Genomic DNA, 15,602 nt, shown 5'->3' on the forward strand with positions numbered 1-15,602 from the left:
TCCTATCCCGTAACGGGCGGCCTAAGCTGCACGCTGCTTCTTTATGGATGTTGCGGGAATAGGACAGAAAATGTCAAAATTTGCGGGAAATATGCGAAGCTAAGGGCAAGCGCCCCTCTCGACAGCCCGCCCTCCCGCCGACTAAGGCGAGGGCGATGACCCGCCTGCCCGATCCTGCGACCCCGCTCTCGCCGCAAGCGGCGGAGACCGCTTTCGACCTGCTGTTCGATGCCGATCTGCCGGAGGAGGAGATCGCGTCCTTCCTCGTCGTCATGGCGCGCCGGGGCGAAACCGCGACGGAGATCGCCGCCGCCGCCCGCGCGATGCGCGCCCGCATGATCCCGGTCGACGCACCTGCCGGAGCCATCGACGTCTGCGGCACGGGCGGCGACGGCCACCACACGCTCAACGTCTCCACCGCCGTCAGCCTCGTCGTTGCGGCAGCGGGCGTCCCCGTCGCCAAGCACGGCAACCGCGCCGCCTCCTCCAAAGCAGGCGCGGCCGACACGCTCGAAGCGCTGGGCCTCAACCTCGACAGGGCCGCCGCGACGGCGCAGGCGACGCTCGCCGATCTCGGCATCTGCTTCCTCTTCGCGCAGAATTACCACCCGTCGCTCAAGCGCTTCGCCCCCATCCGCAAGGCGATCGGCGAACGCACCATCTTCAACCTCATGGGACCGCTCGCCAACCCGGCGGGGGTTCGCCGCCAGCTCGTCGGCATAGCCCGCCCGGCCTATGTGCCCATCTACGCGCAGGCGCTGGCGCTCCTGGGCATCGACCGCGCCATGGTCGTGTCGGGCGATGAAGGGCTGGACGAACTGTCGCTGGCGGGCGGCAACGATGTCGCCGAAGTCACCAGTGACGGGGTGGTCGCTATGCGCCGCCTCGCCGCCATCGACCTTGGCCTTTCGACCGACCCCGTTTCCGCCATTCGCGGAGGGGACGCCACGCACAACGCCGCTGCGCTGCGGGCGCTGCTTCAGGGTGAACATGGCCCCTATCGCGACGCCGTGCTGCTCAACGCCGCCGCTGCGCTGCTGGTGGCGGACGCGGTGGAGACGCTGCGCGAAGGCGTGGAGGAAGCCGCCGAAACCATCGACCGCGGCCTTGCCAACGCGCTGCTCAATTGCTGGATAGCCTATTCATGAACAAGCTCACCGAAATCTGCGAATTCAAACGCGAGGATGTCGCACGGCGCAGGTCCGCCGTCAGCGTGGCCGAACTCCAGTCCCGCGCCGCTGGCCAGACCCCGCCGAGGGGCTTTCGCCGCGCGCTCGACCGGGCGGCGCAGGACGGCTTCGGCCTCATCGCCGAAGTCAAGAAGGCCAGCCCGTCCAAAGGCCTGATCCGCCCCGACTTCGATCCCCCGGCCCACGCCGCCGCCTATGCCGCGGGCGGCGCGGCCTGCCTGTCGGTCCTCACCGACGAACCCTATTTTCAGGGCCATGACGATTATCTGGTCGCCGCCCGCGCCGCCTGCGCCCTGCCGGTGCTGCGCAAGGATTTCATCGTCGATCCCTGGCAGGTGCTCGAAAGCCGGGCGCTGGGCGCGGACGCGATCCTCATCATCGTCGCCGCGCTGGACGACCGCCAGATGGCGGAGATAGAGGACGCCGCGCTCGGCCTTGGCATGGACGCGCTGGTCGAAGTGCATGACGAAGCGGAACTGAACCGCGCCCTTGCGCTGCGCTCCCGCCTCATCGGCGTCAACAACCGCGACCTGCGCGACTTCAGCGTGGACTTCGCCCGCACCTATGAACTCGTCGGGAAAGCGCCGGAAGGCTGCACCTTCGTCGCCGAAAGCGGCCTGACCGGCCATGCCGATCTGACCGCGATGGCGGATCATGGCGTGCGCTGCTTCCTCGTCGGCGAAACGCTGATGCGGCAGGCCGATGTCGAAGCGGCGACCCGCGCGCTGCTGACCGGCGCATGACCGGCGGCCTCACCCATCTGGACGAGGACGGCGCGGCCCGCATGGTCGATGTGTCGGCCAAGGCCGTGACCGCGCGCGAGGCGGTCGCTTCGGGCCGCATCGCCATGAGCGCCACGGCGTCGCAGGCCATCCGCGACGGCCTCGTCAAGAAAGGCGATGTCCTCGCCGTCGCGCGCGTCGCGGGCATCATGGCGGCCAAGCGCACCGCCGATCTCATCCCGCTGTGCCATCCCATCGCGCTCAGCAGCGTGACCGTTGACTTTGACCTGCTCGACGATGGCGTCAGGGTCGTCGCCACCGCCCGCACGGCGGGGCAGACGGGCGTAGAGATGGAAGCGCTGACCGCTGCCTCCGCCACGCTGCTGACCATTTATGACATGGCGAAAGCGCTGGATAAGGCGATGGTCATCGGCGACATCCGGCTTGAAGCCAAAAGCGGCGGCCGGTCCGGCGACTGGAAGCGCGGCGCATGAGCCTGCTGCCGGTGGCGGAAGCGCAGGCGCGCCTCTTCGCTCTGGCCCAGTCGCTGGCGGAAGAAGGCGTGCCTGTCGCACAGGCGGTCGGCCGATGGCTGGCGCGGGACGTGCGGGCGCTGCGCGATCAGCCCTGGGCGGCGCTTTCGGCGATGGACGGCTATGCCGTGCGCGCGTCGGAGCATCCCGGCCGCTGGCGCGTGGCGCAGGAAAGCGCGGCGGGCGGCCCGCTCCCCCTTCCTCTCGCGCCGGGAGAAGCCTGCCGCATCTTCACCGGCGCGCCCCTGCCCGACGGCGCGGACGCGATCCTCATTCAGGAGAATGCCCGGCGCGACGGCGACCACATCGCCGCCTCCCCCGACCCTCTTGCCAAAGGCCAGCATGTCCGCAAGGCCGCATCCGACTTCGCGACCGGCGATATTCTGTTGAAGTCCGGCGCTGCAATCGGAGCCGCCCAGATCGCCGTCGCCGTGCTCGCCGGGCATGATCGCCTGCCCGTGCGCCGCCGCCTGACCGTCGCGATCCTGTCGACGGGCAATGAACTCGTCCCGCCGGGCGCGCCCGTTCCGCCGGGGTCGCTGCCTTCGTCGAACGCGCCGATGCTGGCGGCCATGCTGGCGGGGCCGCCCTGCGACATCGTCGACATCGGCATCGTCGCCGATGACCTTCCGGCGCTCGCCACCGCCTTCGAACGCGCGAAGGACGCTGACATCATCGTTTCGACCGGGGGCGCGTCGGTCGGCGATCACGACCTCGTCCGCCCCGCCTTCGATAAAGCGGGCGGCGCGCTCGACTTCTGGAAGATCCGGATGCGCCCCGGTAAGCCGCTGATGGCCGGACGGATGGGGAATGCGCTGTTCCTGGGCCTGCCCGGCAATCCGGTATCGGCCTTCGTCACCGCCACGCTCTTCCTGCTGCCGCTCGTGCGCCACATGAGCGGGGCGGCGGACCCGCTCCCCCGCACCGCTCAGGCACGCCTCGCCTCCGCATTGCCGCAGGTCGGGGAGCGTGACGACTATCTGAGAGCCTATCGGGGTGCCGGCGGCGTCGTCTCTGTCACATCGCAGGACAGCGCGGCCACGGCCGCCCTTTCGCTCGCCGACTGCCTGATTGTCCGCGCCGCTGGCAGCCCACCTGCCGCACCGGGCGACATCGTGTCGATTCTGCCGCTGTGAATCTTCTGGCCTAGCGGAACTGCTGCTCGCCCGGAGGGGAATTGTGACGCTGCTCGTCGCCCATCTGCCGGTCGAGCGGCCGCAGGCGGCGAACATCCCGCTCCCTGACCCGCACCGGCGGATTGTGGCGGAGGTCAGGGCGGGTATCGGGCATGCATTCTCTCCTGCACCGATCGTCGTCGGCTTCCCCGCACGAACGCCGTGCTGATCCTTCCGTTCCATGCGGCTCGCCACACGGTTTGCCGCTTGACGAACCTCCATGTGTTTCCTATGCGTTCCTCATACGTTCCACGGAGGACCGATGCGATGTTGACGCCGAAGCAGCAGGAATTGCTGAGTTTCATCCAGACCCGACTGGAAGAAGGCGGCGTCTCGCCCTCTTTCGAGGAGATGAAGGACGCGCTCGACCTGCGGTCCAAGTCGGGCATTCACCGCCTCATCAACGCGCTGGAGGAACGCGGTTTCATCCGCCGCCTGCCCAATCGTGCCCGTGCGCTCGAAGTGCTCAAGCTCCCCGACGCCATGCATCGCACGCCGGTGCCGTCCATCGCCCCGAAGGCGAAGGCATCCCCCGCCCTTCCCGTCGCTGCCAATGACGTGATCGAAATCCCGCTGCACGGCCGGATCGCGGCGGGCGTTCCCATCGAGGCGATGGAGGGGCAGAATATGCTGTCCGTGCCTGCCGCCCTGCTGGGTGCGGGCGATCATTATGCGCTCGAAGTGTCGGGCGATTCGATGATGGAGGCGGGCATCCTCGACGGCGACTTCGCCCTGATCCAGCGCACCGACGTCGCGCGCGAGGGGCAGATCGTCGTGGCACTGATCGACGAAAGCGAAGCGACGCTCAAATATTTCCGCCGCGACGGATCGCGCGTCCGGCTCGATCCCGCCAACGCCGCCTATGAACCGCAGATCTACGATCCCCGGCAGGTGCGCATTCAGGGCAAGCTCGCTGGCCTGCTGCGCCGATATAACTGAGGGCGCGGCCAGCCTGCGGCGGGCGCGATCCACGGGTGCGCGTCGCCGGGCTGGAGAACGGTGTGAACTTCGCCGCTTCGCAGGTCGATCGACAGGCCGCCGGTGCGCCGCAGCAGGCGGCTGTCGGCCTTCAGCCAGCGGGGGCGGCACCAGCGCGGCAGGCGGCGGTCGCTGACGATGATGTCGGCGTCGGCACATTGCTTCTCGAAAGGATCGCGGTCGATCCGGACCTTGCTGCGCGTGAAGAGGAGCCGCCACTTTCGCCCGCCGCCGGTCAGGTGCATGGCGCACAGATCGTCCGAGCATCGGGCGGCGGGATGATCCGCCAGCGCTGAAAGCGCGCCATCGAACCCGGCGCTTTCGGAAAAACTGTCCCGCACATAATCCCCCGCCCGGTCGCGCAGGATCGCCATGCCATCGGCGGTACGCACCGCCACATGCCGCCCGTCCCCCGTGACGAGCAGGTCCGGGGCGGGCGCGAGCAGCGCCAGAGCCATCGCCACGACAAGGGGCGGCGCCCCCCACCAGCGCATCCGCCCCCGCCACAACAGCATCCACAGCAGGCCCGTCATCGCAATTCCGAATGCCGCGGCGCTCGTCGTCGGGGCCAGCATCGTCGCCATCGGACTGCCCGCCACACCATGCGCGATGGCCAGCAACAGGTCGAGCGCCTGCCGCGTCAGCCACCAGAAAGGCGCGCCCGCGCCGACGCTGTCCATCAGCAGCGCAGCCGCTTCCAGAGGCATGACGACGAAGGTGGTCAGCGGAATGGCGACGATATTGGCGAACGCGCCCAGCAGCCCCGCCTTGTGAAAATGAAACAGCGCAATCGGCATCAGCGCCAGCTCGACCGCGAACCCCGTCGCCAGCGTCACGGCGAGCAGCCGCGCGGCCTTCCTCCAGCGGCGCTCGTCCCGCGCCGTCGCAAAGGCACGGAAGCGCCGATGCTCGCCCAGCGCCACCAGCGCCGTCACCGCCATGAAACTCATCTGGAAACTGGGACCGACAAGGGCTTCGGGCCAGAAGACCAGCACCACGATCGCGCCTGCCGCCACCAGCCGCAGCGTGATCGCGTCGCGCCCCATCGCCAGCCCGCCCAGCACCAGCAGCGCCGCGACGCAGGATCGCACCGTGGGCACTTCCGCGCCGGTCAGCAGCGTATAGCCGATCCCCGCAAGCGCGCCCCCCGCCCCCGCGATCATCATGAGCGGCCAGTCGAGCGCTGCCCGGCGGCTGAGCGCCAGCACGCGCATCAGCAGGAAAATCACCGCGCCGATCAGCGCCGTGACATGCAGCCCGCTGATGGAAAGGAGATGCGCCAGACCGCTGCGCCGCATCGCTTCGGCATCGGCATCGGCAATCGCGCCCTGATCCCCGGTCGCCAGCGCCGCCGCAATGCCCTCCGCCGGTCCGTCGACCCGGCTGAGAATATGGCTGAACAGTCGTGCCCGAAGGCCCGGCGGCGCATTCGAGGCTTTCAGGACTTCGACAGGCTTCAGCGCCTTGCCGGTGGCCCCGATGCCCAGGAAATAGGCGCGCAGCGCGAAATCATAACCGCCCGGCAGGCTCGGCTGGGCGGGCGGCATGAGCCGCGAGCGAAACCGGATGACCGCGCCTGCCCCCAGCCCTGCGGGCACGTCCACCTCCGCGATATTGACGCGGATCGTCGCGGGAAGATCGGGCCGGGCGATCGGGCGGATCATCGCCCGCACCATGGCCTGCGCGGGAACGGCCTGAACGGACCGCACCTCTCCGGCCACCTGCGTGAACAGCGGACGCGCCATCGGCGGCTGCCCGAACAGCATTGCCTTGCCCCATATCAGGACACAGCCGAAACAGGCGAGCAGCGCGCCCGCCAGCACGACCTGCCGAATACGCGCGCCCTGTGGCAAAAAGAGCGCAGTGCATCCAAAAGACAGCATCGCGCAGCAGAAGGCGAACCATTGCGCCGCACTGGGCAGGATGAACCACGCGGCGATCCCCGCGCCCAGCGCAACCGGCACCCAAAGGCCGATCTGCTCGCGCTCCCGCTCCAGAACGGCTTCCAGACTCGCAAAACTCCGCGCGCCCGCAAGGGCGATTCCACCCGCAAGGGAGGTTTGTCGTGGCGCAAAAGCCATGCTAGGGGGCGTCGCATTCATGGGTCGCAAGGGCGAATGTCGAAGATTATGACGGCGAGTGCAACGGGAATGAACAAAGCCATCGTGACCCGTTTCGCGCCCTCTCCCACGGGGTTTCTGCATATTGGCGGCGCCCGCACCGCGCTCTTCAACTGGCTGTTCGCGCGCCACCATGGCGGCAGGTTCCTGTTGCGGATCGAAGACACCGACCGGGCGCGCTCCACCGACGCGGCGGTCGCCGCGATCTTCGACGGGCTGGAGTGGCTGGGCCTCGCCGGGGACGAACCTGCCGTTTTCCAGTTCGAACGGACGCCCCGCCACGCCGAAGTCGCGCATCAGCTTCTGTCGGCAGGGCATGCCTATAAATGTTTCGCCACGCCCGAAGAACTCGCCGAACTGCGCGAGCAGCAGCGCGCGGCAAAACAGCCGCTGCGCTATGACGGGCGCTGGCGCGACCGCTCGCCCGAGGAAGCGCCCGAAGCCGCGCCCTTCGTCATCCGCATCAAGGCGCCGCGCGAAGGCGAAACGGTGATCGAGGATGCGGTGCAGGGCCGCGTCGTCGTGCAGAATGCAGAGCTGGACGACATGATCCTGCTACGGTCGGACGGCACGCCTACCTATATGCTGGCCGTTGTCGTGGACGATCATGACATGGGCGTCACTCACGTCATTCGCGGCGACGATCATCTCAACAACGCCTTCCGGCAACTGACGATCATCAAGGCTATGGCCAATATCGAGGGGGGCTGGGAAGAGCCGGTCTACGCCCACATTCCGCTGATCCACGGCGCTGACGGGGCCAAGCTGTCGAAACGGCACGGCGCGCTGGGCGTTGACGCCTATCGCGACGAGATGGGCATGCTCCCCGAAGCGGTGCTCAACTATCTGCTCCGTCTGGGCTGGGGCCATGGCGACGAGGAGATCATTTCCCTCGACCGCGCCATCGAACTGTTCGACATCGGCGGCGTGGGCCGCTCGCCCTCCCGCTTCGACATCAAGAAGCTCGAAAATCTCAACGGCCATTATCTGCGCGAAGCCGACGACGTTCGCCTCGCCGCTCTCGTCGCGCCCCGGCTGGAGGCATGGTCGGGCAAGTCGCTGTCGGATGAGGACCGCGCTCTCCTCTCTCAGGCGATGCCCCAGCTCAAGCCGCGCGCAAAGACGCTGGTGGAAATCGCCGAGGGCGCGCAATTCCTGTTCAAGATCGCCCCTCTCGATTTTGACGAGAAGGCTTCGGCTCTGCTAGACGAACCCGCGCGCGCGCTGCTGGCCAGGACAGCCGACGCTCTCCGACCCGTCCAGTTCTGGACGGTCGAGGCGATCGAAGAAGCAATTCGCCGCGTGGCGGAGGATGCCGGCCTGGGGCTGGGCAAGGTGGCGCAGCCTTTGCGGGCGGCGCTGACCGGGCGCACCGTCTCGCCAGGTATTTTTGATGTCCTCTTCCTTCTGGGAAAAGAGGAGAGCTTGGAACGACTGGCTGCGGCAGGGCACGCTTCAGCCGGTTGATGGCACTCAAGGAGAACAAGATGTCCGATAACAAAGCCAGTCTGACCATCAGCGAGAACAGCCAGGATTATGCCATCATGGATGGCACCGTAGGGCCGCAGGTCATCGACGTGCGAAAGCTTTACGCCAACACCGGCATGTTCACCTATGATCCCGGCTTTACCTCGACGGCGAGCTGCGAATCCGGCCTCACTTATATCGACGGCGACGAAGGCGTGCTGCTGCATCGCGGCTACCCCATCGGCCAGTTGGCCGAGCAGTCGAGCTTCATGGAGGTCTGCTATCTGCTGCTGAACGGCGAACTGCCGTCGAAGGCGGAACTGGAAGAGTTCACCACCACCATCACGCGTCACACCATGGTGCATGAACAGCTCACCACCTTCTTCCGCGGTTTCCGCCGCGATGCGCACCCGATGGCGATCATGGTGGGCGTGGTCGGCGCGCTTTCGGCCTTCTACCACGACTCGACGGACATCAACGATCCCGCCCAGCGCCGCATCGCGAGCCACCGCCTGATCGCCAAGATGCCGACGATTGCGGCGATGGCCTACAAATATTCGGTGGGCCAGCCCTTCGTGTATCCGCGCAACGACCTCAGCTACACCGCCAATTTCCTGCGCATGACCTTCTCCGTCCCGGCTGAGGAATATGTGGTCGATCCGGTGATCGCCGATGCGATGGACAAGATCTTCATCCTGCACGCCGACCATGAGCAGAACGCCTCGACCTCGACCGTTCGCCTCGCCGGTTCTTCGGGCGCCAATCCCTTTGCCTGCATCGCGGCGGGCATCGCCTGCCTCTGGGGTCCGGCGCATGGCGGCGCGAACGAAGCCGCGCTCAACATGCTGCGTGAAATCGGCACAGTGGACCGCATCCCCGAATATATCGCCCGCGCCAAGAACAAGGACGATCCGTTCCGCCTGATGGGCTTTGGCCACCGCGTCTACAAAAATTACGATCCCCGCGCGACCGTGATGCAGAAGACCGCGAAGGACGTGCTCGAAAAGCTGGGCGTCAACGATCCGGTGTTCGACGTCGCGAAGGAACTGGAGCAGATCGCGCTCAACGATCCTTACTTCATCGAAAAGAAGCTCTATCCCAATGTGGACTTCTATTCCGGCGTCATCCTCTCGGCCATCGGCTTCCCGACCGAGATGTTCACGGTGCTCTTCGCCCTCGCCCGCACCGTGGGCTGGGTCGCGCAGTGGAACGAGATGATCTCCGACCCGGCGCAGAAGATCGGCCGCCCGCGCCAGCTCTACACCGGCCCGACCGAGCGCGACTATGTGCCGGTCGACAAGCGCTGATCGCGCTGCACTGACTTGAGGAGACGGCGCCCCCTGTCGGGCGCCGTTTTCGTTTCCGGCGAGGGAGGGCTCAGATGCCGCCCTGCGTCGCGATCCACCCGCCCGCGCCCAGCGCCTCGGTCAACGCACCGGCGCAGGCATCGAGCGCGGCCCGATCGGTCGAGCGCACGACGAAATTCGCCCCGGTCCGCCCTTCCCGGAAAAACGGATAGCTGCCGATCTGGCAATCTCCATGCGCCTTTTCGACCGCGCGCAGCAGGTCGGCGACCTCGCTTTCCGCCACCCAGCAGCCGATCGTGGCCGACAGCAGCGGCAATCCGCCCTCCAGCGTTCCGGTCAGCGCGTCGAGCATCCCCGCCGTGATATGCGGTACGCCCGCCATGATGAAGATATTGCCGTGCCGGATGCCCGGCGCGCCCGACATGCGGTTCTCGATCAGGCTCGCGCCTTCGGGCACCCGCGCCATGCGCAGCCGCGCTTCGGTCAGGCCGCCGCGCGTTTCATAATAGCGCTCCAGCACCGCGCGCGCTTCGGGATGGACGACCACCCCGACGCCAAGCGCCGCGGCAATCGCGTCCACCGTGATGTCGTCATGCGTGGGACCGATCCCGCCGGTCGTGAACAGATAATCGTTGCGCACGCGCAGGCTGTTGACGGCTTCCACGATCGCTTCGGTCACATCGGGAACCACGCGGACTTCGCGCAACCGGATGCCCTGCACGTTCAGCCAGGCCGCGATCTGCGCGATATTCCTGTCCTGCGTTCTGCCGGAAAGAATTTCGTCGCCGATCACGATCAGCGCGGCGATCCAGATGCGTTGGTGGTCGGCCATGCCCAGCCTTTAACCCGCGTATCGCGCCCTGCCTAGCGCCTCTCGCAATATCCGGGATGACGCCCTATAAACGCTGCATGACGGATTATATGACGATGACGGCGGACATGCCGGTTACGCGCTCCGCCGCGATCAAGCTTTACGATGAAACGGGCTTTGCCGGGATGCGCAAGGCGGGGCGGCTGGCGGCGGAGATCCTCGACGCGCTGGTGCCGCATGTGGTGCCGGGCGTGACCACGGGCGAACTGGACGACATCGTGCGCGCGATGACGCTGGACGGCGGCGGCGTGCCTGCGACTCTGGGCTATCGGGGCTACACCCACAGCTGCTGCACCAGCCTCAACAATGTGATCTGCCACGGCATCCCCGGCGACTACCGGCTGAAGGACGGCGACATCCTCAACATCGACGTGACCCCGCTGGTCGACGGATGGCATGGCGACAGCAGCCGCATGTATGTGGCGGGCGAAACCTCGATCAAGGCGCGCCGCCTGATCGAAGTGACCTATGAATGCCTGATGCTCGGCATCGAGCAGGCAAAGCCGGGCAATCATCTGGGCGATATCGGCCATGTGATCCAGCGGCACGCCGAAAAGCACCGCTACGGCGTGGTGCGCGATTTCTGCGGCCACGGTCTCGGGCGCGTCTTCCACGACAGCCCCGAAGTGGTGCATATCGGCCGCCCCGACACCGGGCCGGAACTGAGGCCCGGCATGTTCTTCACCATCGAGCCGATGATCAACATCGGCAAGGCGGGCGTGAAGATGCTGGACGATGGCTGGACCGCCGTGACCCGCGACCGGTCGCTGTCGGCCCAGTTCGAACACAGCATCGGCATCACCGAAACCGGTTGCGAGATTTTCACCAGAAGCCCGACCGGTCTGGACTGCCCGCCCTACGGCGCCTGATAGCAGAACAGCGTTGCTCAAAAAACAGGCATGACGCCGCAAAATTGCATGCAAAGCGGGCAATATGGACAAAGATTGCTGCATCGCCGAAAGCATGTCCTAGCGATTCGCGACTTGGCACGGTAATTGTTTGGTAAGGATGGACGGCGCCGCCTCGAGGGCATGATGATCGTCTGTTCGAGGCAGGGCCAGCGGGCTTCGCACCGCTGCCATGGGCGAGCGTCATGGGTTGGGATTTGAAGTGATGAAAAAGATCGAGGCGATCATCAAGCCGTTCAAGCTGGACGAGGTGAAGGAAGCGCTGCACGAAGTGGGCGTGTCCGGCATCACCGTGACCGAAGCCAAGGGTTTCGGCCGGCAGAAGGGCCATACCGAACTCTATCGGGGCGCCGAATATGTCGTCGATTTCCTTCCCAAGGTGAAGCTGGAAGTCGTCGTCGACGACAGCCTTGCGGATCGCGTCGTCGAAGCCATCAGCGCCGCCGCCCAGACGGGCCGGATCGGCGACGGCAAGATTTTCATCTCCAACATCGAAGGCGCGGTGCGTATCCGCACCGGTGAACGCGACAGCGACGCCATCTGATATTTCCGCCGCCGGCTTGCAGGGGGCCGGCGATCCGCAACGTCAACGACCCCTTCGGGGGGGTTCCTTATGAAAGAAGGGCAACTGCACATGGCCAACACGCCAAAAGACATCCTCAAGATGATCGAGGAAAAGGAAATCGAATGGGTCGATGTCCGCTTCACCGATCCCAAGGGCAAGTGGCAGCACCTGACCATGGTGTCGAGCGTGCTGGGCGAGGATGAACTGACCCAGGGGCTGATGTTCGACGGTTCGTCGATCGAAGGCTGGAAGGCGATCAACGAATCGGACATGATCCTCAAGCCCGATCTCGACGCCGTCTATGTCGATCCGTTCAGTGCGACGCCGATGCTCATCATCTTCTGCGACATCGTGGAGCCGGACACCGGCGAACTCTACAGCCGCGACCCCCGCTCCTGCGCCAAGCGCGCGGAGGCCTTCGTCAAGTCGGCCGGTTTCGGCGACACCATCTATGTCGGCCCAGAAGCCGAATTCTTCATGTTCGACGATGTCCGCTTTGAGAATGATTACTCGCAGAGCTACTTCAAGATCGACGACATTGAACTGCCGACCAACACCGGCAAGGAATATGAAGGCGGCAACCTCGGCCATCGCCCCCGCGCCAAGGGCGGTTATTTCCCCGTCGCGCCGGTCGATCCCTGCACCGACATCCGCGCCGAGATGGTTTCGACCATGCTCGAAATGGGCCTGCCCTGCGACAAGCACCACCACGAAGTCGCCGCCGCGCAGCACGAACTGGGCCTGACCTTCGGCACGCTGGTTCAGACCGCCGACCGCATGCAGATCTATAAGTATGTGGTTCAGATGGTTGCGCAGGCCTATGGCAAGACCGCGACCTTCATGCCCAAGCCGATCGCGCAGGACAATGGCAGCGGCATGCACACCCACATGTCGATCTGGGAAAAGGGCAAGCCGCTCTTCGCGGGCGACGGCTATGCGGGCCTCAGCGACACCTGCCTCTATTTCATCGGCGGCGTCATCAAGCACGCAAAGGCGCTCAACGCGTTCACCAACCCGACCACCAACAGCTACAAGCGTCTGGTGCCGGGCTTCGAAGCGCCGGTGCTGCTCGCTTACTCGGCGCGCAACCGTTCGGCTTCCTGCCGCATCCCCTATGGCGCGGGCGCCAAGGCGAAGCGCGTGGAATTCCGCTTCCCCGACGCGATGGCGAACCCCTATCTGTGCTACGCCGCGCTGCTGATGGCCGGTCTCGATGGCATCGAGAACAAGATCCATCCGGGCGCCGCGATGGACAAGAATCTCTACGATCTGCCGCCCGAAGAACTGAGCCAGGTGCCGACCGTCTGCGGTTCGCTCCGTGAAGCGCTCAACAGCCTGGAAGCCGACCATGACTTCCTGCTGAAGGGCGACGTGTTCACCAAGGATCAGATCGAAGCCTATATCGAGCTGAAGTGGCCCGAAGTGTACCGCTGGGAAATGGCACCGTCGCCGGTCGAATTCGACATGTATTACAGCGCCTGATCCCGATCAGGACGGTAAAGAAAAAGCCCGGTCGCAGCGATGCGGCCGGGCTTTTCGTTGATGGATGCGACAGCGACGGAGACGGCTGAGCGCGGGTTGGCGGCGGACCGCCGGTGTCAGGCGCGGGTGGGGATGGACGCGCCGAAAAGCAGAACCGGCTCGCCCGGCGGGGAGAGCGCGATCTCTCCCTTCGCGCCCAGCACCAGTTGACGGATCATCCAGGCGGCTGCCGTGCGCGACGCCAGCCCCTCGACCGGCAGCGTGCCCGCCAGCGCGGCGCGCAGGTCCGGATCGAGCACGACCTTTGGCCCTTCGGCGCGCACGACGATCTCGGTCACGCCGGGCCGCGTTTCCGCCCCGATGTCGAGCTGACCGCCGCGCACCAGCGCGTCCCCCGCGATCAGCGCCAGATTAAGCAGGATCTTGGCCGCCAGCTTGTCGAGCAACTGCTCCTCGACCATCCAGCCTACCTTCACCCGGCCCGCCGTCGCGAACATGCCCTCGATCGCAACGCGCGCTTCATGGGGCGGCACGGCGTCGCCGAACCCGCCCGCCGAACCGAAGGCCAGGCGGAAGAATTTGAGCTTGTTCGCGGACGTTCGCGCGCTATCGGTCAGCAGTTCCAGACAGCGGGCGCGCATTTCCGGGTCCGTTTCGTCCGCCATCAGTTCCAGCCCGTTGTTCAGCGCACCCACGGGGCTGAGCAGGTCATGGCACAGGCGCGAGCAGAGCAGGCTGGCGAATTCGATGCTGTCGGTCGGGTTGGTCATGCGGTTTGGGATCGCCGGATAATTGGAGAAAAAGCGCAATCAGGCTAATGCGCTGCCCGGTTCGACTATGCAAGCCCGGCTCGACGCCTTTCGGTCACCGGCTGTCCAGCGCAACGGACGTGAAACGCAACTGCCCTGCGTCGTCCGCCCCGGCTCGCCACAGGGCCGCCTTCCCGTCCGCCACGATCAGCCAGAGGCTCCCGTCCGGCGAGGCGCAGGCGGCATCGGTGGCGGATGGCGCCGCCACGCCCGAAGGATGCGAATGATAATGGCCGAGCACCTGCCGCCCCCCTTCCCGCGCGGACCGGTACGCCGCGATCAGGGCGGCGGGGTCGATCTCGAAATGCCGGGCGGGGTCGGGAGCGACGTTGAGAGTCGCGCGGACCTCCCTGATGTTCGCCCCTTCACCCAGCAGCAGACCGCAGATCTCCTCCTCGCTGCCCGCCGCCGCAGTCACGATTTGTTCCAGATCGGCTCTTGATATTGTAACCCGCATTCCTACATCCCTAGTCCATGGGTTCGGGGGTTTCCATCATCGAGGCAGCCATCGGCGAGGCGCAGGACGGGCTGCGGCTGGACCGCGCGCTGGCGGACCTGCTGCCCGACCTGTCGCGCGAGCGGCTCAAGGCGCTGATCGGCGCAGGCCATGTGCGCAGCCATCAGGCCGGGCGCATGACCGCCTCCATGAAGGTCGCCGCCGGCCAGTCCTTTCTGGTGACTTTGCCCGAAGCGACGCCGCTCGACACGGTGGCACAGGATATCCCGCTCACCATCGTGCATGAGGACGCGGACCTGATCGTCGTGGACAAGCCCGCCGGTCTCGTCGTTCATCCCGCTGCGGGCAATCTCGACGGAACGCTGGTCAACGCGCTGCTGCATCATTGCGCCGGGCAGTTGTCCGGCATCGGCGGCGTGGCCCGGCCCGGCATCGTCCATCGCATCGACAAGGACACGTCGGGCCTGCTCGTCGTCGCCAAGACCGACCGGGCGCATGAAGGGCTGGCGCGGCAGTTCAAGGACCATAGTATCCAGCGGCTCTACACCGCGATCGTGTACGGCCATCCGCAGTCTGCGGCCGGGACCGTCGACACATGGATCGGCCGGTCCGACGCCGATCGAAAGAAAATGGCGGTTCATCGGGAAGGGCGCGGCAAACATGCCGTCACCCATTATCGGATCATGGAAAGGCTGCGGGGCGCTGCTGCGGTCGAATGCAGGCTCGAAACCGGCCGCACGCATCAGGTTCGCGTCCACATGGCGCATGCGGGTCACCCCTTGATCGGAGATCCGCTTTACGGTAGAGAGAGAAAAGGTTTCAAAACGATACTGGAAACGCTGGGTTTCAAAAGGCAGGCATTGCACGCAAGAACGCTGGGGTTCATACATCCGTCAACGGATAAGCCTCTGCTGTTCCAAAGTGCATTACCGAGCGATATGCAGGAACTGTTAAGCGCGCTTCACGTATAGTTTTGGATAAGTTTGCGACGGCGCAGCGACGCCTCTTCTGGGTCCCG

General features: G+C 65.9%; 16 protein-coding genes. 11 read left to right on the forward strand and 5 right to left on the reverse strand.

The annotated features are described in order from the left end of the window. Positions 1 to 155: 155 nt before the first annotated feature. The 4 genes from trpD to SAMIE_RS07480 are packed head-to-tail and all read left to right on the forward strand — an operon-like array spanning position 156 to position 3,581. Positions 156 to 1,148 (forward strand): anthranilate phosphoribosyltransferase, encoded by a 993-nt coding sequence (gene trpD, locus SAMIE_RS07465; protein ID WP_066697055.1) that lies wholly within the window; start codon positions 156 to 158, stop codon positions 1,146 to 1,148. After that, entirely contained in the window at positions 1,145 to 1,933 is a 789-nt protein-coding gene (gene trpC / locus SAMIE_RS07470) for an indole-3-glycerol phosphate synthase TrpC (protein WP_066697056.1), read from the forward strand. Before trpD ends, trpC begins: the two co-directional genes overlap by 4 nt. Then, a complete protein-coding gene (gene moaC / locus SAMIE_RS07475) occupies positions 1,930 to 2,406 on the forward strand; it encodes a cyclic pyranopterin monophosphate synthase MoaC (RefSeq protein ID WP_066697058.1) in 477 nt (158 codons plus the stop codon). The genes trpC and moaC overlap by 4 nt, the downstream gene beginning before the upstream one ends. Beyond that, on the forward strand, positions 2,403 to 3,581 hold the full coding sequence (locus SAMIE_RS07480; RefSeq protein WP_066697061.1) for a molybdopterin molybdotransferase MoeA: 1,179 nt from the start codon (positions 2,403 to 2,405) through the stop codon (positions 3,579 to 3,581). The genes moaC and SAMIE_RS07480 overlap by 4 nt, the downstream gene beginning before the upstream one ends. Before the next feature lie 10 nt (positions 3,582 to 3,591). On the opposite strand, the gene SAMIE_RS23330 is transcribed toward SAMIE_RS07480, so the two are convergent. Further along, positions 3,592 to 3,735 (reverse strand): hypothetical protein, encoded by a 144-nt coding sequence (locus SAMIE_RS23330; protein WP_157077749.1) that lies wholly within the window; start codon positions 3,733 to 3,735, stop codon positions 3,592 to 3,594. A 152-nt stretch (positions 3,736 to 3,887) separates the two neighbouring features. Between SAMIE_RS23330 and lexA the strand changes: the two genes are divergently transcribed. Then, on the forward strand, positions 3,888 to 4,559 hold the full coding sequence (gene lexA, locus SAMIE_RS07485; protein WP_066697063.1) for a transcriptional repressor LexA: 672 nt from the start codon (positions 3,888 to 3,890) through the stop codon (positions 4,557 to 4,559). Here the strand turns inward: lexA and SAMIE_RS07490 are convergent. After that, complete coding sequence (locus SAMIE_RS07490; protein ID WP_083952366.1) at positions 4,520 to 6,679, reverse strand: ComEC/Rec2 family competence protein; 2,160 nt, start codon at positions 6,677 to 6,679, stop codon at positions 4,520 to 4,522. The genes lexA and SAMIE_RS07490 overlap by 40 nt on opposite strands. A 69-nt stretch (positions 6,680 to 6,748) precedes the next feature. On the opposite strand from SAMIE_RS07490, the gene gltX reads away from it, so the two are divergent. Together gltX and SAMIE_RS07500 are read left to right on the forward strand one after the other, a co-directional pair. Next, positions 6,749 to 8,185 carry a glutamate--tRNA ligase gene (gene gltX, locus SAMIE_RS07495; protein WP_066697065.1) on the forward strand — a complete coding sequence of 479 codons (1,437 nt, stop codon included), beginning with the start codon at positions 6,749 to 6,751 and terminating at the stop codon, positions 8,183 to 8,185. Between the two features lie 20 nt (positions 8,186 to 8,205). Beyond that, on the forward strand, positions 8,206 to 9,492 hold the full coding sequence (locus tag SAMIE_RS07500; protein WP_066697639.1) for a citrate synthase: 1,287 nt from the start codon (positions 8,206 to 8,208) through the stop codon (positions 9,490 to 9,492). Positions 9,493 to 9,562: 70 nt separating this feature from the next. On the opposite strand, the gene SAMIE_RS07505 is transcribed toward SAMIE_RS07500, so the two are convergent. Continuing rightward, complete coding sequence (locus SAMIE_RS07505) at positions 9,563 to 10,324, reverse strand: competence/damage-inducible protein A (RefSeq protein WP_066697067.1); 762 nt, start codon at positions 10,322 to 10,324, stop codon at positions 9,563 to 9,565. Positions 10,325 to 10,401: 77 nt separating this feature from the next. Between SAMIE_RS07505 and map the strand changes: the two genes are divergently transcribed. The 3 genes from map (at position 10,402) to glnA (ending at position 13,318) form a co-directional block, all read left to right on the forward strand. Beyond that, positions 10,402 to 11,232 carry a type I methionyl aminopeptidase gene (map, locus tag SAMIE_RS07510; RefSeq protein WP_066697641.1) on the forward strand — a complete coding sequence of 277 codons (831 nt, stop codon included), beginning with the start codon at positions 10,402 to 10,404 and terminating at the stop codon, positions 11,230 to 11,232. A 244-nt stretch (positions 11,233 to 11,476) separates the two neighbouring features. After that, complete coding sequence (locus tag SAMIE_RS07515) at positions 11,477 to 11,815, forward strand: P-II family nitrogen regulator (protein WP_066697646.1); 339 nt, start codon at positions 11,477 to 11,479, stop codon at positions 11,813 to 11,815. 90 nt (positions 11,816 to 11,905) lie between these two features. Beyond that, positions 11,906 to 13,318 carry a type I glutamate--ammonia ligase gene (gene glnA / locus SAMIE_RS07520; protein WP_066697069.1) on the forward strand — a complete coding sequence of 471 codons (1,413 nt, stop codon included), beginning with the start codon at positions 11,906 to 11,908 and terminating at the stop codon, positions 13,316 to 13,318. 116 nt (positions 13,319 to 13,434) lie between these two features. On the opposite strand, the gene SAMIE_RS07525 is transcribed toward glnA, so the two are convergent. Beyond that, positions 13,435 to 14,088, reverse strand: a complete 654-nt coding sequence (locus tag SAMIE_RS07525) for a histidine phosphotransferase family protein (RefSeq protein ID WP_066697647.1) — start codon at positions 14,086 to 14,088, stop codon at positions 13,435 to 13,437. Between the two features lie 94 nt (positions 14,089 to 14,182). Continuing rightward, positions 14,183 to 14,584: a M67 family metallopeptidase gene (locus tag SAMIE_RS07530; protein WP_066697071.1), complete on the reverse strand. Its 402-nt coding sequence runs from the start codon at positions 14,582 to 14,584 to the stop codon at positions 14,183 to 14,185. Between the two features lie 17 nt (positions 14,585 to 14,601). Between SAMIE_RS07530 and SAMIE_RS07535 the strand changes: the two genes are divergently transcribed. Then, a complete protein-coding gene (locus SAMIE_RS07535; RefSeq protein WP_066697074.1) occupies positions 14,602 to 15,555 on the forward strand; it encodes an RluA family pseudouridine synthase in 954 nt (317 codons plus the stop codon). Positions 15,556 to 15,602: the final 47 nt, after the last annotated feature.

Origin of the sequence: Sphingobium amiense, from assembly GCF_003967075.1 — a bacterium.
GTDB classification, from domain to species: Bacteria; Pseudomonadota; Alphaproteobacteria; order Sphingomonadales; family Sphingomonadaceae; genus Sphingobium; species Sphingobium amiense.